Origin of the sequence: Moorena producens PAL-8-15-08-1, assembly GCF_001767235.1 — a bacterium.
Classification (GTDB): domain Bacteria; phylum Cyanobacteriota; class Cyanobacteriia; order Cyanobacteriales; family Coleofasciculaceae; genus Moorena; species Moorena producens_A.
Genome location: NZ_CP017599.1, coordinates 106,647 through 128,761 on the forward strand (window position 1 = coordinate 106,647; position 22,115 = coordinate 128,761).

A 22,115-nucleotide genomic window follows, 5' to 3' on the forward strand; every position below is an offset into this window, starting at 1 on the left:
CTATAAGTTAATCAACAGTTAACTTACCTATTTTTCTTGATCGTTATTTTTATTTTAAAAAAAAATAATCCCTAGGTTTACATTTACTTCATCAATCCTATAGTTACCTATTAAGAAACGTAAAGGGTACAAAAATAAATAATAAAAAATGACAAATTGGCAGATCTAGTATTTTGATTTTTTTTATGGTTTTACTATCAATAAATTGGTGAATTTAGCCGTTGGATAATATAGCATTTTTTGTATCAACTGTCAACCTATAAGGTTTTTTTATTGAACAATAAAACTCCGGATCTCTTTACCATCTTGCCTTACTTACCCTCCTGGTAGGGGTTAGAGGTGGGTTCCTCTTGTATGCAAGCCAATTCCTGCAAGAAGTGTGTTGACAACCCAGATACAAACGCGCTTATTTCCCATTATCCCTTCCCAATATTGATAATTAAGTTAATTAAGTGAACAGAACAACCTAGACGTTTATGACATCAGATACTCTATTCTTATCCCTTAAATCTCAAACCTATAACCCTAAACCTAACTTTGCTAATGCTACCGGAGGCGCTCAGTTTACAGGATACAGTCACAGTTCTTCAGGGAATTTGACTGATGCCCAAGCGCAGACTTTTGTCAACGATGGTTTAAGTCAGGCCATTGCTAATGCTGACGCCACCTTTATCAATGACCCAACTTTTTCTGAACTCTTCACTGAAAGTGCTGGAGTTGGTACTGAGGGCGCTTATGAAGTATTTGCTAATAGTAAGGCTAAGGTAGTTGGTAATTTTTCCGTTGGTGCTTATGAGAAGTTCTCCTTTGATTTCTCAACCGCTGTAAAACTTGACTCAAAAGAAATTGAAAATTCCAATACTGAATATGCTTCGGCAAAGTCAGGCAGTTACTTTTTTGTATTAGACACAACCAATGGTTATACCAGACTGTTAGATTATTTTGGCTTCAAGGGTAATTTAATTTCTTCTAGTCAAGTTGGCAAATTGAACGTTGGAGCAAGTTATAATGTTACCGTTGATTATCCTTATAAAACTACAGATATTAATGGTAACAATGGCATAGACTACCTCAACGGCTCAACGACAGGAGAATATGAGCGTTGGTTTAACCGTGATACCAATTTAACTGTAGTAGAAGTCAATACCAGTACAATTCAGTTGTTGGGAGATAGCTTAATCTATAACCTGGGCAATGATGTCCACTATGGAAGTATTTGGAATGATAAACTTCATGGAACTGATTATGGGGACAAAATCTATAGCAGCCTAGGGGATGATACTGTCTATGGCTATGGTGGTAATGATATCCTCGAAGGAGGTAAAGGCGACGATAAACTCTATGGGGATAATGGTTATGATAAACTCCATGGCAGTTTTGGCGAGGATACCTTAGTCGGTGGTTACCACAATGATACGTTATTCGGTGGTCATGATGATGATATCCTGATTGGTGGTAGTGGTAGCGATGTGATGACTGGTGGTAGTGGCGCTGACCAATTCGTTTTTGAGCTAAATCAGAGTTTGTTATCCGGTGAATATGATGTGATCAAAGACTTTGAGGTTGGTGTCGATCAGATTGAATTCTCAGGCTGGGGTTATATTGATTCTTCCTATTGGTTCAGTGGAGTAATTGCTGAAGGTCGGCTCACCGATACCCATGATGGTGCGCTATTCCATTCAAATTATGGTGGAAAAGTCTTGTTTGAAGGGATTAATGCACACGAGCTTAGTCACTCTGACTTCGTCTTCGATGCTTAAAACTTAATTCCAGATGGCGAATACTCTACAGGACTAACGCCGTAAATTTATAGCAATTCTTAAGGCTGATAGGGCTAGAGATAAATTTTATCTCCCCATCTCCCTATCTACCTATCTTCCCATCTAAATCTTTAATCTTACTTTTAAAAATTGGGATTACTTGTAAAGTGTGTTAATAAGGCACCCTACTAGTACTTATAAGGTTTAGTTCCCAGTTTTTCCTAAGTTTTGCTCTAATTCATTGAAGCCAAACCCAAAGAGGCGATCAAGCGATTGCGCTACGCGCACGCTTGATCGCTTATTTTATCATGAGATGATTACTGATAGCTAAATGTTTACTATAAAATTTCTAAATGAGATATAAACCTAGAAGGTCTTTTTTTATTATCCAATAAAACTTCGGATCTCTTTTGCCTCTTGGCTTTTGCCTCTTGGCTTTTGCCTCTTGGCGCAAGAGGTGTGTTCACGACTCAAATCAAAACGCTATATTATCACTACCAGAGCATTAGCTGACTGCTGATAAATAGCTTAATGCTTAACATTGTGGCGGCTTATTGTCATCAAAATCAGCCGCCACAATGGCGCTCATCATTGATTAATGCTATTTATAATGATTCCCGGAATAACCCAATATAAAAATGGAGATATTCATGGGATCAAATACTTTATTTTTGCCAATTGTTAAAACTCCTAACTCCACACCGAACTTTGCTGACGCTACAGGAAGCGCCAAGTTCAGCAAGTATAGTCAAGCAGCGTCGGGGTTTTTGACTCAAATTCAGGCGGGGACTTTAGTCAAGAATGGTGTGGGTTTTGCCCTTGCTAATGCTGACGCCACTTTTGTCAATAACCCAACCTTCTCTACACTATTTAGTCAAGCTACTGCGGCTGGTTTTGATGGTGCTTTTAAGAGTCGTTCGCAAAGTAACACTAAAGTAGTCGCTAGTTTTTCTGTTGCAGCTCATCAACAATTCTCTTTCAATTTCTCAGCAGATTTACGACTAACAGCTAAAGAAATTGAAAATTCTAATCGGGAATATTCTCAGGCCAAGTCAAACATAGGTTTTCTGGTGTTAGAGACTGAAAATGCCAGTAAAGCTAAGGTTAAAGGTTTTTTTGGCATTGCTGGTGATTTAATCTCTTCCCGTCAAATCGGCGACTTGGATTTTGGCTCTAGTGGCAACGTCAAACTTAACCGTCCTTTTAAAACTACTGATATTGATGGCAACAACGGCGTAGACTTCGTCAAGGGTTCAGCCCAAGGGACTTATCAGCAAACTTTTGACCGTGATACCAAGATCACGATCGTAGAAGTTAATAACAATGGCGTTAATTTGTTAGGAGATACCTTAATTAACAGCCTGGGCAAGAATGTCCGCTATGGAAGTATTTGGGATGATAAGCTTCGTGGCACTTTCGGTAATGACAAAATTTATGCTAGCTTAGGCGATGATTCAATTCACGGACTTACTGGCGATGACATCCTGGAAGGGGGTAAAGGCAACGATAAGCTGAATGGAGGGTTTGGTGATGATAAACTCCATGGCAGTTTTGGTGACGACACTTTGGTAGGTGGCGGTGGCAGTGACACTATGGTTGGTGGCAATGGCGCTGACACATTTGTGTTCAATCGGATCGATAGCTTGCTTGGAAATGACTTCGATATCATCAAAGACTTCCAAGTTGGTTTAGATAAGGTTCAATTCCAAGGTTTTGGTCGAATTGACTCCAAAACTTGGTACAACAATGGGATAAATCAGGGTTACCTTACTAATACTAGTAATGGCGCTCTCTTATCTGACGCAAAAGGTGGAGAAGTCTTGTTTGAAGGTGTGAATCTAAACCAGCTTAAGCATTCTGACTTCTACTTCGCCTAACATCGAGTCCTAGGGGCGAAGCATTTCGGAAGAGACTTATTGGAAAAACGACGATATTTAGCTCCAAATCCTTCCCCTAATCCGTATTGTGGCAAGAGGTCTAAAGAAAAGAGGCGTTCGCGTAGCGTGCGCCTCTTTTTTAATATCAATATTTTTACTACCAGGTGATGGGGTCTCCGTAATCGGTAATTAGTAATCGGTAGTTAAACCACCATTACCAAGTACCAATTAAGTAAATTCCCAGAAATTATGATTAGCTAAATGGACAGTATATTATAGAAAATTTCGATAAAAAGACTGTAAATTTAATAGCCAAAATGGCGTTTTAAATATAGTTATTATCTTTATAATTTTAATCTAATATAGTTGTCCAAAAAAAAAGTAAATTAATGACCTCAGACACTCTATTCTTAACCCCTAGAACCTCTAACTCCAAACCGAACTTTGCTAACGCTACAGGAAACGCTCAGTTTACCAACTATAGTCAAGCTCCTGCTGGTACCTTGACTAATGCCCAGGTGGAGACCTTGGTCAAGGGTGGTATAGCTACTGCTATTGCTGATGCTAAAAGTAGCTTTATCAATGACCCAGCTTTCTCTCAACTTTTCAGTCAAAGTACTGTAGTTGGTACTGAGGGAGCTTTTCAGGGCAGTGCCAATAGCCGCACTGAAGTGGTTGGTAATTTTTCAGTGAGAGCTAATCAAAAATTCTCTTTCAATTTTTCAGCAGCTTTAGAACTGAACGCCAAAGAAATTGAAAATTCCAATCGGGAATATTCTGAGGCTAAGTCGGGGACATTTTTTTTCCTGTTGAATACGGATCAGATGAATCAGCCCAAGATTATCGATTTGTTTGCCATCTCTGGTGATTTAATTTCTTCCCGTCGAATCGGCGATATCGATTTTGGCTTTAGTCGTAATATCACACTGAACTCTCCCACAAAAAGCTTTGATATTAATGGTAACAATGGCATAGATTTCGCCAAGGGTTCAGTTACAGGCAGTTATCAGCAAACCTTTAGTCGCAATACTAATCTGACGTTAGTGGAAATTAATCAAAGTGCTGTTAAATTATTAGGAGATACTTTAATTGACAACTTAGGTAATGATGTTCGCTACGGCACGATCTGGAATGATGAACTCCGTGGCACTAACAGCAATGACAAAATTTATGGCAGCCTAGGTAATGATTCCCTCTATGGATTTGATGGGAATGACATTTTAGAAGCTGGTCAAGGTGACGATAAGCTATATGGGAACTCTGGTAGCGACAAACTCCATGGCAGCTTTGGTAATGACACTCTTAAGGGTGGCTCGGGCAAGGACATGATGTATGGTGGCTCTGGTCAAGACATGATGTATGGGGGCACTGGTAATGACACAATGTATGGAGGCATTGATGATGATACCATCCAGGGTGGCTCGGGTAACGATTTCATAGCTGGGGATGCTGATCACCAAAACAACAATGTTAGTGTTTACCGTGGGCATCAATATCTCCTAACTTCTGTTGCTGGCACCTGGGACGAAGCTCAAGCTGAGGCAAAGCGTTTAGGTGGTAACCTGGTAACGATTAATGATGCTGCTGAGCAAAGATGGCTGTTTAACAAATTTGGTTCTAAGGAACTGTTTTGGATTGGCTTAACTGACAGCTCAAGAGAAGGTAATTGGAAGTGGGTCAGTGGTGAGTCAGCATCTTATCGCAATTGGTCTCCAGGAGAACCCAACAACTCTACAATCTATGGAAGTCAACCAGAAGGTGAAGACTATGCCGTCATGGGTTGGGGCGATCGCGCCTGGAATGATTTAAGCGATCGCGATCCTTGGCATAATAATCTGCGAGGCGTGATTGAGATCAATCAGCCCAGTACTAAAGATACCATAATTGGTGGAGATGACATTATTACTGGTGGTCGCGGTAGTGATACCTTAGTCGGTGGCAGTGGCGCAGATAAATTTGTGTTCAAACGGAATGAGAGTTTGTTAACCGGTGAGTTTGATGTCATCAAAGACTTTGAAGTGGGTGTCGATAAATTTGAATTCCAAGGCTGGGGTAATAATATTAATGCCTCCAGGTGGTTCAATAATGAAATATCCCAACGTGGGATTATTGATACTCAAGATGGTGCTCTTTTCCGTTCTGATTATGGTGGAACTGTTCTGTTTAAAGATGTGAGTGTAGTAGATCTCAGCTACTCTGACTTTAGCTTTGCCTAACCCCCAATTATAGAAAAAGCTCAGTGCTGAGTGCTCAGTACTCAGTGCTGAGCGTGCGTCAGTGCTGATAAATAAATGAAAAGAAGCGATTGCCTCTTTTCTCGTCCCAAAAAAAATCAGCCAAAATGGCGATACTTTTGGAAGATAGTTATTTATGATAGTGGTGGGCTTAATGCTTTCCATCAAAAGCTCAGATCTGGCTTTGGGTAAAGAGGGTGGTAGCCCAATCCACGGTCGGTTAAGCAAGGGTAAACTGTCAACAGCAAAGTAGGTCAACTACCTACTATTTCAACTACCTACTAGAAGAAGCATGGCAAGAGGATGAACTTCTGCTATAAATTCTGCCACTAGAGTCTCTTTTGACAGTAACCTCTTGAATAATGGTTACTTTATCCCCAGAGGCACTTGCTGTACTTTCGGCTTGGACTACAACCGTACCATCTGGTGAAACTATCCATTTTCTGATTGCCTGGGAACGTCTCATGCTTACATCACTCTAGTTAGTTATTTTAGTTAGTTATTTTAGTTAGTTATTTTAGTGATGAGGTAAATTGAATTTACTTACCCCTGCTCCCTGAGCCGTTCGCGTCTGGCTCTGCCAGTAAGCGTGGCCCACGGCCTCAGTCCCTAAAACCAATAATAGCATTGGGATTATTCCCCAGTATTGATGGTACTAATTTCACTATGGATCATATAGTTAACTTCAGTATTGAGCCACTCTTGAAACATACCCTGTAAAATTTCTTTAGACTTTTCTTCGGTTAATTCAGCTCGAATAAATTCTTCAACTAAAAAAAGATGATATCCTTGTTCGGTGTGCAGGGGATGAGTCACTTCTCCTGGCTGAACACTAAAGATAACGGCAGCTATCTCAGGCTTAAAACTCCAGCGAGGCAACTTTCCTTCATAGCCACACCGTCGCTGCCTTTCTGGGTCTATATCATAGAAATGAGCAGCTTCATAAAAACTGATTTCTCCTTCCTCAATCTGATAGAAAAGCTCCTGAGCAATTTCCTCAGAATCCACCAGAATTTGATAAACCAAAACTTGCTCAAAGTCCAGTCGATTTTGAGCAAAGCTTTTTTCGACATGCTTAGAAAATAAGGACTCAGCAAGCTTTTGGGCAAGCAAGCGATCGCTAATTCCCGCTTCCCAATCCTCTGCTGTCACCATCTGATCTGCCAGCCAGGCCAATGTTTCTGCTGCTTTTTCCAAACGATTGGCATAACGGATCTCATCGGCCTGAGCTTGCACGTCTTCTGGTGAGACTGTTATCCCTCTTTCTTGAGCCGCTTTATTGATAACTCGTTGATACAAAACTTTTTGACAGATGCCTTTGAGATGCATCTCCTTTTTCAAGGAGTACATCATTTCCTCTGGAGTCACCGATGCTTTGGAAAGATCAACCATTACACCCAATTATTAACTATAACTGGAACTACTTACAGTCTTAGTCAGATTCAGCTGAGTCAACCGTCTGACTATTATCATCATACAAAAAGCAATTGCTAACCTCTGCCAAGTTGCCAAATTGAGGGCGGAGTATTTGCCAGTAAAACCCAGAGAGAGTTGAAACTTATCCCTGAATCCAAATACCTCACCCCTCAATCCTACTTGTGAGCCAGCACACAGAAACTAGATTAAATTTTATGAAGCTTATAGCTTTAGAAGTATTTAGAAACGCTCATACTAAAAAACGTTTCCTGAATCTCAGGTGCTGAGAAATCATCAGTACCACCGCTAGCTCCAAGAATACCCCCAGTATTTACGGGTTCAATAACAGATACTTTCACTGAATTCGTAATGACTTGGTGGGAATCAGGATCGATGCTGATGGCATTACTAATAGTACTTGAGCCCTCAGAACTTATTTCCGATACACCTTGAATTCCAGAAACACTAGACTTCATCGGTTTATATGAGCCAGGCAAACTCCATAACTTAAAACTATGCAACATAATCGTTAAACTCCTTTGCTAGTAATGGAACAAGTAAAAAATAATTTGGTTTAGGGAAAAGTTACCTAAACTTATTGAAGTTGTCGAGATCAAAGAACTTCAGCTCAGCGGACAATAATCTAGAACAACAGTATCAGAACAGGGATACACCACTTAAAACCCTCGTTACTATTGCTAGTTTGCCTATTGCTAGCTTGCTTTTTACCTTAAAAGGATCAGCAAAGTACCTCACCGAATTGATAACTGCTATATATTTATTGAGTTACCCAATGTAACCATAAATAGCAAAGGCGTCGCTTCTAGAACGATGCGAAGAAAAAGGATCGCTAGAGTTCGCCTGAGCTCTTATATTACCTTGAGAAAAGAACGGGTCTACATCGGTAAAGCCTGTTACTGAAGTATTGGTATACTGACCAAACGCATTGGCATCACCATTAATAGTAGCGAAGCCAGGACCAGCGAAGGCTTGAGCAAAAGTAGAAGCAAAACCACCTAAAATAGGTTCGTCTGTTGCCTCCAGCTCGAAATATTCTAATTCAGAAATGTTCATGAATGATTCTCCTGATTAAATCAGATAATGCTTAGTTTTGCCCGGGAGTATTTAATTGTTATGAAGAGCATTTATTTACTTGTAGTCGATAACACATAAAAGTGACTAAAAATAGAGATTGTAAGCATTGTTTTTAGTAAGTAGCTCTCATAACAAATCGCTACTAATCAACAATAATTTAATGGCAATATTGTGATAAATGCTACGAAAAGATGTTACAAGTTATTGCATCTTTCCGCAGCATTTAATCATTAAAACTTACTACTCTAGGCCATTTTAGCCATCAGTCTTTTTAGTGGTAAAAGAAGCGGTTACCACCAGTAGCAGATACTGCATGTAGGCTAGAGTGAGAACTACCGGGAGTAGTCAACGTACCACCCTGGACGTTAGTAAAGGTAGCTGGACCAAAGGCTTCAGCACGGCCATCAACTCTTGCTGTGTTACCAAAAATGTTGGCACCGACGTTGACGAAGCCGTTAAATCCAAAACTCTTGAAACCGGAGGCACCTACAACGTTGGATTGTTCAGCAGCATTCTCTAGATGATTTAGATCAGAAATAATCATTGGTTAATTTTCTCCTTTGTACTTGAGTGTGTTAGACAGTGTGTTAGACCTATTGGTCATTTGGAACTCCAATTAAACTGGCATAGTTCAAAATAGTGTATAAGCAATCGTGAACAAAACTAGTGATTAATTATTTTAAAATACTAGCTTTCGATTGAATATTTTGAAGCCAGAACAATGAAGACTTTGAAGGTAAAATGAGTGTATTGATTATGACATAGACTTTATTGGAATGAAGTCTATTAGGATAGTATTACACCCATTTTTACAAATCACTTAATCAGAACATATTCGTGACTAAGTACTAACGGCTTATTGTAGAGAAGCCAATATTTAAAGACTTGAGCATTGATTGATAGCTTTAATTTTAAACTACTACTCTAAGCAGTTTTATTAATAATGTTTATCAGAAGAACTAGTGAGAAGAAGTAGCAGAGGTTCCACTTACGCTAGAGTGAGAACTATTATCAGTAGTGCTAGTATAGCCATTGATGTTGGTGAAGGTATTGTCCCCATAGGCCTCTGCGCTGCCGTTAACCGTAGCTACGTTCCCTATAATGTTGGTATGGACGTTGATAGATCCGCTATATCCGTAATGGTTGTAGTAAGGTGGGTAGTAGTGAGAGCCACCCACAACCTTGGGGTCTTCAGCAATAGTTTCTAAATGATTTAGATCAGAAATAATCATTATTTATTTTTATCCTTTTTTTTTTTTTGTTAATAGTTGTGGTTAGTTTACACTCTAATAAAAATAACAAATTTAAAAATGTTTGTCTCGCCAAATTGGCAATTAACCTATTGATTGATGGTTTGAGATAACTATTGGATATTTAATACCCTGAAGCTATAAAATTAAGAAATTCAATGTAAACCTGAGTATTATAATTCTGATATAGAACTCAATTTACTCCATTCTATTAGAATATGATAACACCCAGGTTTACAAGTTACTTATTCAGGAACTTGTCCTGACTAAGTACTAGTAGATGCCGATAGCAGAGAAGCCAATACCTACAGACTTGGAGGCAGTGGTGCCACCTTGCTCAAGAGTAACGAAGACGCTTTCTTGCTTAGTAGCAACATTATTACCTTGATCGCTAGCACCTTCAGATGTAGTACCACCTGAAGCAATAACACCATTAACGATTGCACTAGAATTAATGCTAGTATTGAAAACTTCGTTTTCAGTGATGCTGGTGTTAGTGGTAACGTTGGTGTTGATAACGTTATTGAATTTGATTCCAGCAATAGTCATACCACCTTGAACTTGGCTAGCTTCAACGGATTCTAGATGGTTTAGGTCAGAAATAAGCATTGATTTTCTCCTTCTTTGTTGTTGATTTTATTTGAATCAGCTTGGTTTTAGCTGTTGATATAACTATAGCTATATTCCCCTAGACATGTCTCGCCAATTTGGCAATTAACCTATTAAGTTCTGGTTTTCAATAACTATTGATGGTTTACTATTTTTAAGTAATCAAACTGAAACAATCAAACGTAAACCTGAGTGTACTCATCATGATATAGAACTCAATTTAATGCATTCTATTAGGATATGAGTACACTCAGGTTTACAAGTTACTTATTCAGAAACTTGTTTTGACTAAGTACTAGTGGATGCCGATAGCAGAGAAGCCAATACCTACAGACTTGGAGGCAGTGGTGCCACCTTGCTCAAGAGTAACGAAGACGCTTTCTTGCTTAGTAGCAACATTATTACCTTGATCGCTAGCACCTTCAGATGTAGTACCACCTGAAGCAATAACACCATTAACGATTGCACTAGAATTAATGCTAGTATTGAAAACTTCGTTTTCAGTGATGCTGGTGTTAGTGGTAACGTTGGTGTTGATAACGTTATTGAATTTGATTCCAGCAATAGTCATACCACCTTGAACTTGGCTAGCTTCAACGGATTCTAGATGGTTTAGGTCAGAAATAAGCATTGATTTTCTCCTTCTTTGTTGTTGATTTTATTTGAATCAGCTTGGTTTTAGCTGTTGATATAACTATATCCAGATTCCCCTAGGCATGTCTCGCCAATTTGGCAATAAACCTATTAAGTTCTGGTTTTAGATAACAATTAACGATTTACTATTCTTAAGTAATAAAACTGAAGTAATCAAACGTAAACCTGAGTGTACTCATCCTGATATAAAACATAATTTAATGCATTATATTAAGATATGAGCACACCCAGGTTTCCAAGTTACTTATTCAGAAACTTGTTTTGAATAAGTACTAGATGCCGATAGCAGAGAAGCCAATACCTACAGACTTGGAAGCAGTGGTGCCACCTTGCTCAAGAGTAACAAAGACGCTTTCTTGCTTAGTAGCAACGTTACGACCTTTATCGCTAGCACTTTCAGATGTAGTACCACCTGAAGCAATAACACCATTAACGATTGCACTAGAATCAATGCTAGTATTGAAAACTTCGTTTTCGGTGATGCTGGTGTTAGTGGTAACGTTGGTGGTGATAACGTTATTGAATTTGATTCCAGCAATAGTCATACCACCTTGAACTTGGCTAGCTTCAACGGATTCTAGATGGTTTAGGTCAGAAATAAGCATTGATTTTCTCCTTCTTTGTTGTTGATTTTATTTGAATCAGCTTGGTTTTAGCTGTTGATATAACTATATCCAGATTCCCCTAGGCATGTCTCGCCAATTTGGCTTCAACCTTTGATTTTTTGAAAATTACTGGATTTACTAAAAGTATGTAGTCAGCAGTAAGCAATTCTGGATTAGTTCAAATAGATTGGTAATCTTGATGGGGTTTTATTGAAGTAATTGATTAGTAATGAACGGATTATTATATCTAATCTAATTAAAACTATTAACGCCACTTTGGCTTGATAGTAATGCTTGACTCCTACCACAACAAAATAGTGATCAGTAACTGATTCTGAATGAGTTAAAAAAGATTGGTAATCTTGATGGACTTTTATTGAAGGAACTACTAATGAGCAGATTATTATATCTAATCTAATTAAAACTATTAATGCCACTTTGGCTTGATATTGATGCTTTAATCATCCCACAACTAAACAGTGACCAGTAACCGATTCTGAATTAGTTTAAATATATTGGTAATGTTGATGGGCTTTTCTTGAAGCAACTTATTAGTAAATAATCGGTTATTATATCTAATCTAATTAAAACTATTAACGCCACTTTGGCTTGATATTGATGCTTTAATCATCCCACAACTAAAGTAGGTGCTAAAGTCCGTGGGATGTTGAGTCATTAGTTAATAGCAAAGGGAACAGCAGATTTCGGAACAGAGAGTGTGGGCTGTGTGGGGAGAGGGGGGCGTGTGGGGCGTGTGGGGAGATGGAAAGATGGGGATAGGGCGAAATGTGGGAAGTGTGGGGAAAGGGGGCGTGTCGGGAGATGGGGAGATGGGGAGATGAAATTAATGATTTGTAGCGCTGTGAAGGCTAAAAATTGGTATAACCTGAGTTCGATATAAGCGATCGCTCGACGAAAGCGATGCAGAGGTGCGACCCGTGATGGCGAGCAATCCCTCGCCATCATGGAAAACGCACCATTACGGTCTTGGGGGAAACCCCCACTCGCGCTTTGCATCAAGACAGAGTAAGAAATATAGCACTACGTATTAAGGTGTTTGACATTGATAAAAGCTCAAAAGCTGTTGTAGTAAACTTTTAAGCCTGCACCTAATGTGGAAAGCGCATCTTTCACCTTTTCTTCTTGCATGCATTCCTCTTGGCTTGCCCTTAGCGCTATATAAGGTAGGCGCTTATTAAGGCTTTCAGGATTACCTCGAACTTAGCTTAACTAGGGATTAAGCACGCTTACACCGTTAGATTAGGCACCCTTAACCATTAACCGTGCCACCTAGCCAATACCGCTCAAAACTAAATTGATATGATGTCCGGATAATTACCCTCAATAAACATCTCCCCATCTCCCCACACTTCCCACACGCCCCACACGCCCCACTCTTCCCACACTTTTATGATGGGTATTGAACCGGACTTGATATGACAGAGTACTAGGACTGTTTCATTTCCGCCTGTAATCAGACAAAAAAACGCCTCGTCCATCAACAGGTGTGACCCGTGGCGAATTAAATTCGCCAACGGAAAGCGCACCTAATGGACAAGGCAGTTATTAATGAATTATTGAATTCTCCACGGGTTGAAACCGCGTGGATTCTAAGCTGATATCACTACGCGGGTTGAAACCGCGCTGAGTCCTTTGGACTCGCTTCGCGAACGTGATGCTTACAATACGATCTAGAAAGAGAATTCAGACCATATCGTTTGACAGATTCAAAACTGCCCTACATCCCTCGGATTAACTCAAAAAGTCAACCTGTGGATTTACTTTTAATTTAACTAGCTTTCGGAGTGGTTGTACCAAACAAATCAGGGCAATAAATCACTACTTTTTGCTGCGTTACTTGCTTGTACCATAGTCGTAGGATATACCCCGTCTCTTTCTTGCCGGAATTTCACCGTACTAGCAAAATATAAACGTGACCAACCTTGTCCCTACTTACCTTTTTATTGTAACACAATCGCCGGGATAAATCCCGCTCCGTTCCCCGCCCACCCAATAAATTAGGTGGCTAAATCTCTCTTGTTCGTTTTCTGTTTGACCACAGGCTGAGTCTGATCTGGTATCGTGGTAAGCAGTGGTGGTGATGACAAGGAGGATGCGTAGGAAAATGATTACACCTGCTCACCACAGGGAAGCCAAACAGTCTCGCCGTAAATAATCGGCTAACTTCTTGAGCATGGATTCCTCTTCTTCGAGTTCAGTGATAAACTGCTGTTCTTGATCGCCACCGTGAACCTGTGAGGTTTTCTTGCCAAGCGTCTCTACATAAGCTAGATCTTTGATCTGGCTCAAACGCTGCCGTGCATTCAAGGCTTTAGTGCCATTGCTCATCATACTAGCTTGCTTCTGTAATATCATGTCCCGGTTTTGTTTGAGCAAGCGGCTGTAGGTTCTAGAAGGCATGTAGTCTAGGGGGTTATGGCCCGCCAACCGTAGCATCAACACACAAGCCCAAGAATACTTGCCATCAAGGATGGCTTCCTCGATCTCGCTAAACTTATCGGTATCCATCACTTTGTCGAGTTTGGTATTGGCAGAAGGAATACGATAGGTCATGGTTATTTCTGATCCTGTAAGTCTAAAGGTCAATAGTTTATAAGCTGAAGTGCAGTTAACTTGAAGATTCCAAGGAATTACTAGCAAGTTGACTACTAAGAATTAACGGTCAACTGTTAACCGTCAACGGGAAACGATTAGTCAGTGATGAAAGTGATTTGAGAACAGAGCACTATAGATCGATGCCGCTTTTTTGCAGCTGTCGCATCGGATCCAATAAGAAATCGATAATCCGACGGCGGCGGATGATGATGTCAGCATTGGCGGTCTGACCAGCCTTAAACCGAATGATTTCATCATCTTCAATCACATAGTCACGGTCAAGGGACACTTTTACCTTATAGACTGAACCCATTAGTTGATCGGCTTTAGCATCGGAAGAGATGGAAATCACCGTGCCTTTGATGATGCCGTAATCCTGATAGGGATAGGCATCAAATTTCACTTGCACCGGCATTCCTTCGTTAATAAACCCTGCCTCCCGAGTAGGTAAACTTGCCGATAGCACTAGGGGGGCACCTTGAGGAGCGATTTCGGCGATGCTATGTCCTGGTTGCACGACTTGACCAGTATTAGAAATGTTGAGGGAAGATATTATCCCATCCACTGGCGCTTTAAGAAACTTCTGTTTGAGCCTGGTTTTAGCAGTATTGACCAGGGTTTCATTTTCAGAAATTCTAGCTTTGATTTGGGTCAGTTCCACTTCCAACTGTTGAATTTTCTGCTGTGCTTCTAGGCGAGTGGTGCGTCCTGTTGCTTGCCGATGCTCTAATTCTGCCTCTAGTCGCTTGATTTCTGCTAAAGTCTGTTGTAGCTCACCTTGGCTTTGGCTAGTCGCCGCTTCGCGATCGCGTATACTTTGCTGAGCTTGAAAGATTTGTTCGCGAGTACTCAAACCCTCTTGCAGTTTGCTTTCGGTAACAGCACTTTGGCTAGCACGAAAGCTTTGTTCTGCTTGAAATACCTGTTCTTTGGAGATTGCTCCTTCTGCCAACAGAGGCTTAAGATTATCGAGTCGTTCTTTAAGAGCCACTACATTAGCCCGCCGTTGCTGGAGCAGTTCTTGGGCTGTCGCCTGCACCAGCTTCATCCGTTGTAATCGTTCGCGATTAGCAGCTTTAGCTAACTGATGTTGAATGATTTGTTGTCTAATTGCCGATGCACTAGCTTGTGCTCGTGCGATCGAAGCTTGTTGTGCTTGAACTTCTGCTTGGGTAATCTGCTCACGAGTTTCTGCTTCCAGACGGGTTCTTTCAAGCAGTCCTTGCATCTGAACTAACTTAATCCGGTCTGCATTAAGGACTTTCTGTAAACGCTCTACTTCTTGAGTGGCAAGCTCTGTATCCAGTTCCACCAAGACTTCCCCAGCTTTAACCGCTTGCCCTTCTTTGACATTAATACTAGCAATCTTGCCTGGCTCAATCGGGTCAACTTTATAAACGTCCCCTTTTGGCACTAAGCTTCCATGAGCTTTACCGACTTCATCAATCTGTCCAAACGTTGCCCAAGCCACAAATATCGTACAGAAGCTTAATCCACCCAACATCAAAAGCCGGGGAAGATTCGCCGGAGGCTGGTCGAGGGTAGTTTGTATGGAGGTTGACCATTTGGACGTACTAGGAGCATGGGCAGTATTGCTTCCTACCTCTGTGCTGGGTGAGGCTGCCTCTTGGTCATAATCAGGTCTCAGGCGACCTGATGGCATTAAAACGACGTTACCCTGACGACTCGTAGCCGCCTCAGGTGGGGAGTTTATTGGTTTTGCTTGTGTCATGGTGGTAGATCACGCTAAATTAACATTTTAGGGAAATGACCAATGTTTTGGGAAAGAAAGCGACCAATTCTCGTGCTGCCCTGAGCTTCCCGGGGCGAGTTTGGTATTGTTGGGCAGACCGAAATCTTTGGCATTACCTGACTCTACTTGCCCCTTTTTCAGATAGCTTAAATGCACCCCGGGATCAGAACTTAAACCCTTCCCCTTTAAGTAGCCGTCGGTCGGTCAAACCTATTGGCTGAGCACGCTGTGAGGTGTGGACTTGAGCAACCTGACCCCTAGGGTTAGGCTCTCCAAGTTACCTTCGTCTCACCTTTGGTGGGGTGCATGGGAATCAATTAAACAAAGGAATTGGAATTAAACTCTCCGGTGAGTGTGCTTCATGGGGGATTCTCAGGGGATTCTAAACGGTTGCGCTATATATGGGTGTGGAGCCATATCTGAACAACTGTTTATAATCCCCTTCTCTTCAAACAGCGCTTTTCAACTTTTCTGATAAAAGATCAATTTCATCTGAGTATGTTGCTAAATTGGCAGATTTTTGGCAGCTTTTTACAAAGCTTGACATAGCGATAGCTAGCTTCAAATTTCATTTGTGCTTAGTCATTAGTCCTTTTCAGATCACTGTGTTGCCAAATTGGCAAATTTTTACAGAGTTTGATATAGTCATAGGTAGCTTCAAATTTTCTTAGTCATTAGTCCTTTGTGACTCACCAGGGTCTGTTGGTATTTACAAATGACTAATGACTAAATAACTAATAACTAATAACTCATGACTAATGAGTACTTGTTAACGATCTATTAAAGATCTAGCTGCTGCTGCGCTAGATGATAGTAAAGACCTTGACGATCCATGAGTTCCTCATGGTTGCCTTTCTCCACCAGAATACCTCGGTCTAGGACAAGGATGCAGTCAGCATTGCGCACTGTAGAGAGGCGGTGGGCGATGATGAAGGTAGTGCGATCGCGACTAATGCGAGCTAAGTTTTGTTGAAAGCGGCGCTCGGATTCTGTATCGAGGGAGCTAGTCGCTTCATCCAGAATCAGAATCTTGGGGTCGCCCAATAGGGCTCGGGCTATGGCAATCCTTTGTCGCTGTCCACCAGAAAGGGTAGAACCTCGCTCTCCGACTTTTGTATTATATCCCAAAGTCATACCTTGAATAAAGGCATGAGCTTCTGCTAGTTTGGCTACCTCTACCGCTTGATCCAGGCTGAAATCCGGTCGGTAGAGAGTGATATTTTCGACAATTGTCCCCGAGAACAAGAAACATTCTTGGGGTACCACACCCATTTGAGAACGCAAAGATTGGGGGGAAATATGGCGGATATCGTGTCCATCCACCAAAATACGACCATTAGTCGGATGATAGAGACCTTGCAGTAGTTTCACCAAGGTACTCTTGCCCGAGCCACTGCGCCCCACTAGAGCAATGGTTTCTCCAGCCTTAATCTGTAGGGAAATATTCTGTAGGATATTGCGATCCTCATCCTCCGAGTATCGGAAGGTAACATCTTCCAATATTACATCACCCTTAATCTCAGGTAGAACCAGCATCGGTTCTTGAGGATTCTCCTCTGGTTTAGCAGATAAGACATCATTAAGCCGTTCTACAGACACCAAGATTTCTTGAAACTCATCCCAAAGATTCACTAGAGCCAAAATCGGACCAGTAACTCGGCCAATGAGCATATTAAACGCGACATACTGACCGATAGTAAGCTGCTCACTAATTACTAAGCTAGCGCCAAACCAAAGCAAAGCGGTGCTGCTGAGAGTATTAATTAGAGAACTAATTGACCCCAACCCGTTAGCCAGGTTCCTACCTTTAAATTGTACATTCAACTGATTGGTGAGGCGATCTTCCCAGCGCCAGCGCACTTCTTGTTCCGAAGCCGCCGTTTTCACAGTAGCAACCCCTGACATCATTTCCACTAACATAGAATTTTGTTGGGCTGCTTCTTTAAAGATTTCCCTGGACACCTGGCGTAGAAAGGGACTGGCAATCACAGTCAAGATGGCGATGGGTAAAATCGTTGCCAGCACCAGGACAGTTAGACGCCAATTGTAGTAGAGCATCAGTCCAATATAGACAAACACCATGATCACATCTAGCCAAGTAGCAATCGCTTGCTGAGTTATAAAACCCTGAATTTTTCCAGTTTCCTGAATTCGGGTCAGGATATCCCCCACCTGGCGGGATTCAAAAAACTTCAGAGGTAAAGTCAGGGTATGGTTTATGAACCCACTGACGAAGGTGAGACTAAGCCGATTGGAAAAGTAGTCGAGCAAGTAGCGTCTGGTTATACTAACCCCAATCGTCCAAATGCCAAAGATGATTAGACCAATGGAGAAGACATTGAGAGTGACAAGGCTTCTGTTGATAATCACCCGGTCAAGAATGATCTGGGTAAATAAGGGAGTAATCAGACCAAAAACCTGAAGGATGAGGGTAGCCAAGATAATTTGCAGCAGGACTGAGCGATGGGGCCATAGCAACCCCCAAAACGGCCCTAAAGAACGTTTGTCGCTGGGAGTAATTGCTAGTTGGGGAGTTGGATCCAATAGCATGGCATACCCAGTCCAACCTTGGAGAAAGTCTTTGCGAGCAAGCGATCGCTTCCCCACTGCTGGATCTGCAACAAGTACCTTATTACCCTTTACCTGGTAGACAACAATATAGTGATCCCCTTCCCAGTGAGCAATCCAAGGATTACTCCGATCGGCTAAGCGACCTAAAGAAGCCCTGACTGGACTAGCTTGAAAGCCTAAACTTTCTGCTGCTTTAGATAAACCTTTGAGGGATGAACCAGAACGGCCCACTCCCGCCAGTTCCCGCAGGGAGTTGAGAGCAAACCGTTTACCCCAATACTGCCCAATCATGGCTAAGCAGGCAGCACCACAATCCGAGGAAGCTTGCTGCTCAATAAAAGGATAGCGCTGCCAAAATCTTAGGAATTTCCAACCCTGCTTTGCTGGTTTAGGAAAATCAAAGCTTTCTGACTGACTGGGTTCAAGGGGCGTTTGTTGCTTAGGAGGTTCTAAAACTCGCCGAGTCGGTCGTGCTCTAGTTTGGTTTGGATGTGGTGACGGAGTATGGGTCTTGTTAACTAAGCCTTGAGCCGATGGAGATTTACCGTCACCATTTTTAGCACTTTGCCTGTTCTCCTGATCTGGTGAGTCGGTGGAGTTAGGCAAAACTGGTGCGATCGCGCAAGCCGCTTGCCAATGCTCTTGAGGCAGCTGGTAAAGCAATACATCAGTTTGGGCAATCCAATCTGTTGGTACTGGCATCGGATATCCCCAACTGTCTCCGATGCTAGGAAATGGAGCAGAGGAATTTGCCTGTGTTCCTTCTGGCGTTGCCATTTGACCACTACGTAGCCAGCAATGCCCAGCTTGGGAAGAGGACACCAGAGACTCCCCAGCCTCAATGCGTGTTTCTACGATGTAGGGCAACAGTTGATTTAGGCTAACACCGTTAAGCGTACGCAATTTGGTCAAAGTCTTGAAGAAAATTAGGCATTGCCGGTGCTGGGCTTGTTGCCCCAGGATTTCCGACCACTTCGGCAACCGTTCTAACCAAGGCAAGAGTTGATTTAGGGAAATACGAGCAACTTGTCCTGAACTCGCTGCGATCGCTCTGTAAGGATAGGATAGACTACCTAAGAGATCATAGGCACCAAAGGTTTCCCCTTCTTCGAGTACCTGTATCGAAACCTCCCGCTGTTTTTCAGCATCAAAGCCTAGTAGTCGTACCCGCCCCTGACAAACTAGGTAAAGATATTGGTGATCTTGTTCAATCTCAACAGAATCTTTGGATAGCTCTGGTGTATTATAGGCGAGGATTTTATCCCCTAGCTGGAAGTTATCAAGGTCAAACGATTGACTAAATTCGTAGTTGAGCTTTGGATCGACTGAGTCTAGGGTCAAGCTTTGAAGCACCACTGATAAATTGCTAGCAGGGTCTGGGTTGATAGAAGACGATGGTAACCCATGCTCTGCCGAATCCCTGATTATATTCTTCATATGTTAAACATTGAAATTTGATTTTTAACAATTAACCATTTACAATTAACCATTTACAATTAACTACATTTAGTTAGCTAATAACTTAGTTTTTGTCAAGTCACTAACCGACTAGTTACCAATAATTCACAAAAATTTCACCAAAACTTTAAGTAAACTTCATCGAAACTTTAAATTACCGCTAGGGCATCTGGTGTAAAGTAAACCCATAAGGGTTGGGGATAGGAGATCAAGTCTGAGTCGGATCATCAAGCCAATAATAGAAGTCAGCTAGATGTAAGCAGATAGGTCGGTTGATGCGAGTGGAGTTCAACATATTAAACACCTAAGACGTTGACAAGTAGGCTCTGCATCAATAGCCCATCAATCATCCATCAAACTGACCTAGGCAGGTGGGTTTTGTTCAGACTTGATGAATCTCCCAAATTTCCCGCTTAGCTGACTAGACCTTACTAACAACCTGTGATCGTGATACAGGGGTTTTGCCAACTGGATGCTTACCAGCTTGACTATTTTCTTTGATTAACCGATTGTAGGTTCGGTAAGGGATGTAATGGAGGGGGTTGTAGCCAGAAAAACGCAGAACTAACACACAAGCCCAAGAATACTTGCCTGCGATGATAGCTTCTACGACTTGGTTAAGCTGGTCATTAGTCATGACTTTTTCAGAGCTCGTAGAGGTTGACGTTGCTTGAGATGTTCTACTAGTTGATGATCTACTAGTCATTGAGAGTAATTTTTTGGCCATGGTAGTCACCCAGAATTAACGACATCTTGTAATGGTCTATACCCAACTGGCAAGGGGAAGTTGCCAGTTCACCAGGGAAATGATTAACCCTTGGAACAACAGGTTAAGGATTATTGCAATTGCGACCCATAGTAAGCTATGGAGTTTGCGCTCATAGTTCTTTGTCTAAACTTTGTCTAAACACTTAAGGGATAAACACGCTTTGCTGCTACAAACTACCATGGGGAACAATAACAAACTCTCAATCCAAGGATTAATCGGTGGGATCTGTTGAGGCTCGCTTACTCAACAGATGCCACCGTGGTCATTGGCCACAATGGATTTAAAAACTGCTGGACATTAACAGAATTGAGTTTGATATCAATTACCAACCTAAATACTTGCCAGTGGGGTAGAATTTTGCCAATCAGCCTCGTATGATTCCCTTGTAATGCGGGCATATCAGTGATTGCAGTTATGTCACAGAAGACTTTCAGGCGATTTAAAATCCCTTGCAGTAAGCTAATTTCCGCCTTTTTTGCTCCCACCAAGACTGATAAGTTTGACGATAGCACATCATTCCGGAAATAGCTGCTATCCTGTTCAATGCCTTCAGTGCCAACACCAGTGTCGGAGGTGTCAGATCTAAGACCCCTCAGCAATCTGTTCGAGATAGTTAACCAACAGCACTGCCAGCAATGGCTAGGGTCGTCAGTGGGTTTAAAACCTACTGCTTTTAGGTTCAATTTGCTAAGCACCCCTGAAAAGCTCTTAGTCAAAAGCTGGATTAGAGAACGCGGCGATGGCTTCCGCTTTCCTAATGGTATGTTCATGAGTATGTCGGATGATTTTTTCAAAGTTGATGCTGTTGTGAAACCTAATGTTACACCTAATTTTTCACAATACCAGAGCCTTGCCTAAATAGACTAAGCGCAGATGAGCGTGAAAGATTGATCCTATTTCAGGCCCGTTACAACAACAAATACAAACCCTTTTTAAATTCCTCTGTCTTTAGACAGAAAACTTTTCTGTTGTCTGAAGTAAATCCCCAAACACCTAGACACCGAAACAGATGAGCACCTGAATTTAAAAATATTCTAGAGTTTTTTTCTAGAGTTTCTATGTGGCTAACTGCTGAGCTGAACGATATCGAGTATATCTACTCAGCCCGATTCGCCATAAAGCCGATGGCGTAAGCGCCTGAACTAGTTACAAGTTCTATTCAAAAAACTGGCTCAGTCAGCGGAAACAATAAAATCACTAGCTTGAGCATAGTTACCCTCTTTGATTCTTTCAAGAAAGACAAATCCAAAGTTGGATTGGTTTGGCTGTTTGGTTTATGAAGTTATATTTCACGCTGATGATCTTGAACGTGAAATTTTGTTCATCTACAAAAGGAAATCTAGTAAATTCAAGGGGTAGTTGTCAAGCGAAACTCACATTTCTTTTCTACATTCACATTTTATTCATACTTTTTTCACAAAATTCCCAAATTTATGCAAATTTCACAC

At 41.5% G+C, this 22,115-nt stretch carries 18 protein-coding genes; 3 read left to right on the top strand and 15 right to left on the bottom strand.

Annotation, left to right across the window (positions count from 1 at the left end):
* The first annotated feature begins 476 nt into the window (after positions 1–476).
* The 3 genes from BJP34_RS00455 (at position 477) to BJP34_RS00465 (ending at position 5,853) form a co-directional block, all read left to right on the top strand.
* Positions 477–1,760 (top strand): calcium-binding protein, encoded by a 1,284-nt coding sequence (locus BJP34_RS00455; protein ID WP_070390627.1) that lies wholly within the window; start codon positions 477–479, stop codon positions 1,758–1,760.
* A gap of 650 nt (positions 1,761–2,410) precedes the next feature.
* On the top strand, positions 2,411–3,637 hold the full coding sequence (locus BJP34_RS00460; RefSeq protein ID WP_070390628.1) for a calcium-binding protein: 1,227 nt from the start codon (positions 2,411–2,413) through the stop codon (positions 3,635–3,637).
* A gap of 389 nt (positions 3,638–4,026) precedes the next feature.
* On the top strand, positions 4,027–5,853 hold the full coding sequence (locus tag BJP34_RS00465; RefSeq protein WP_070390629.1) for a lectin-like protein: 1,827 nt from the start codon (positions 4,027–4,029) through the stop codon (positions 5,851–5,853).
* Positions 5,854–6,145: 292 nt separating this feature from the next.
* Here the strand turns inward: BJP34_RS00465 and BJP34_RS38330 are convergent, their stop codons facing one another.
* The 15 genes from BJP34_RS38330 to BJP34_RS00540 all read right to left on the bottom strand — a co-directional run bounded on the left by BJP34_RS38330 (position 6,146) and on the right by BJP34_RS00540 (position 21,437).
* On the bottom strand, positions 6,146–6,337 hold the full coding sequence (locus BJP34_RS38330; RefSeq protein ID WP_149030716.1) for a hypothetical protein: 192 nt from the start codon (positions 6,335–6,337) through the stop codon (positions 6,146–6,148).
* Positions 6,338–6,504: 167 nt separating this feature from the next.
* Positions 6,505–7,263, bottom strand: a complete 759-nt coding sequence (locus BJP34_RS00470) for a foldase protein PrsA (protein ID WP_070390630.1) — start codon at positions 7,261–7,263, stop codon at positions 6,505–6,507.
* Between the two features lie 254 nt (positions 7,264–7,517).
* Positions 7,518–7,811, bottom strand: coding sequence for a hypothetical protein (locus BJP34_RS00475; protein WP_070390631.1), 294 nt, complete (start codon positions 7,809–7,811; stop codon positions 7,518–7,520).
* A gap of 262 nt (positions 7,812–8,073) precedes the next feature.
* On the bottom strand, positions 8,074–8,361 hold the full coding sequence (locus BJP34_RS00480; protein ID WP_070390632.1) for a hypothetical protein: 288 nt from the start codon (positions 8,359–8,361) through the stop codon (positions 8,074–8,076).
* A gap of 292 nt (positions 8,362–8,653) precedes the next feature.
* Complete coding sequence (locus tag BJP34_RS00485; protein ID WP_070390633.1) at positions 8,654–8,926, bottom strand: hypothetical protein; 273 nt, start codon at positions 8,924–8,926, stop codon at positions 8,654–8,656.
* 415 nt (positions 8,927–9,341) lie between these two features.
* Entirely contained in the window at positions 9,342–9,614 is a 273-nt protein-coding gene (locus tag BJP34_RS00490) for a hypothetical protein (RefSeq protein WP_070390634.1), read from the bottom strand.
* A 291-nt stretch (positions 9,615–9,905) separates the two neighbouring features.
* Positions 9,906–10,241: a hypothetical protein gene (locus BJP34_RS00495; RefSeq protein WP_070390635.1), complete on the bottom strand. Its 336-nt coding sequence runs from the start codon at positions 10,239–10,241 to the stop codon at positions 9,906–9,908.
* Between the two features lie 295 nt (positions 10,242–10,536).
* Positions 10,537–10,872, bottom strand: a complete 336-nt coding sequence (locus BJP34_RS00500; protein ID WP_070390636.1) for a hypothetical protein — start codon at positions 10,870–10,872, stop codon at positions 10,537–10,539.
* 295 nt (positions 10,873–11,167) lie between these two features.
* Complete coding sequence (locus BJP34_RS00505) at positions 11,168–11,500, bottom strand: hypothetical protein (RefSeq protein WP_070390637.1); 333 nt, start codon at positions 11,498–11,500, stop codon at positions 11,168–11,170.
* A 675-nt stretch (positions 11,501–12,175) separates the two neighbouring features.
* On the bottom strand, positions 12,176–12,517 hold the full coding sequence (locus BJP34_RS41955) for a hypothetical protein (protein ID WP_158516915.1): 342 nt from the start codon (positions 12,515–12,517) through the stop codon (positions 12,176–12,178).
* Between the two features lie 1,122 nt (positions 12,518–13,639).
* On the bottom strand, positions 13,640–14,074 hold the full coding sequence (locus BJP34_RS00515; protein ID WP_070390639.1) for a HetP family heterocyst commitment protein: 435 nt from the start codon (positions 14,072–14,074) through the stop codon (positions 13,640–13,642).
* A gap of 172 nt (positions 14,075–14,246) precedes the next feature.
* Entirely contained in the window at positions 14,247–15,848 is a 1,602-nt protein-coding gene (locus BJP34_RS00520) for an HlyD family efflux transporter periplasmic adaptor subunit (RefSeq protein ID WP_070390640.1), read from the bottom strand.
* 801 nt (positions 15,849–16,649) lie between these two features.
* A complete protein-coding gene (locus BJP34_RS00530; RefSeq protein ID WP_070390642.1) occupies positions 16,650–19,877 on the bottom strand; it encodes a peptide cleavage/export ABC transporter in 3,228 nt (1,075 codons plus the stop codon).
* A 442-nt stretch (positions 19,878–20,319) separates the two neighbouring features.
* Complete coding sequence (locus BJP34_RS00535) at positions 20,320–20,625, bottom strand: HetP family heterocyst commitment protein (protein WP_324611002.1); 306 nt, start codon at positions 20,623–20,625, stop codon at positions 20,320–20,322.
* A gap of 281 nt (positions 20,626–20,906) precedes the next feature.
* Positions 20,907–21,437 carry a hypothetical protein gene (locus BJP34_RS00540; RefSeq protein WP_149030718.1) on the bottom strand — a complete coding sequence of 177 codons (531 nt, stop codon included), beginning with the start codon at positions 21,435–21,437 and terminating at the stop codon, positions 20,907–20,909.
* Positions 21,438–22,115: the final 678 nt, after the last annotated feature.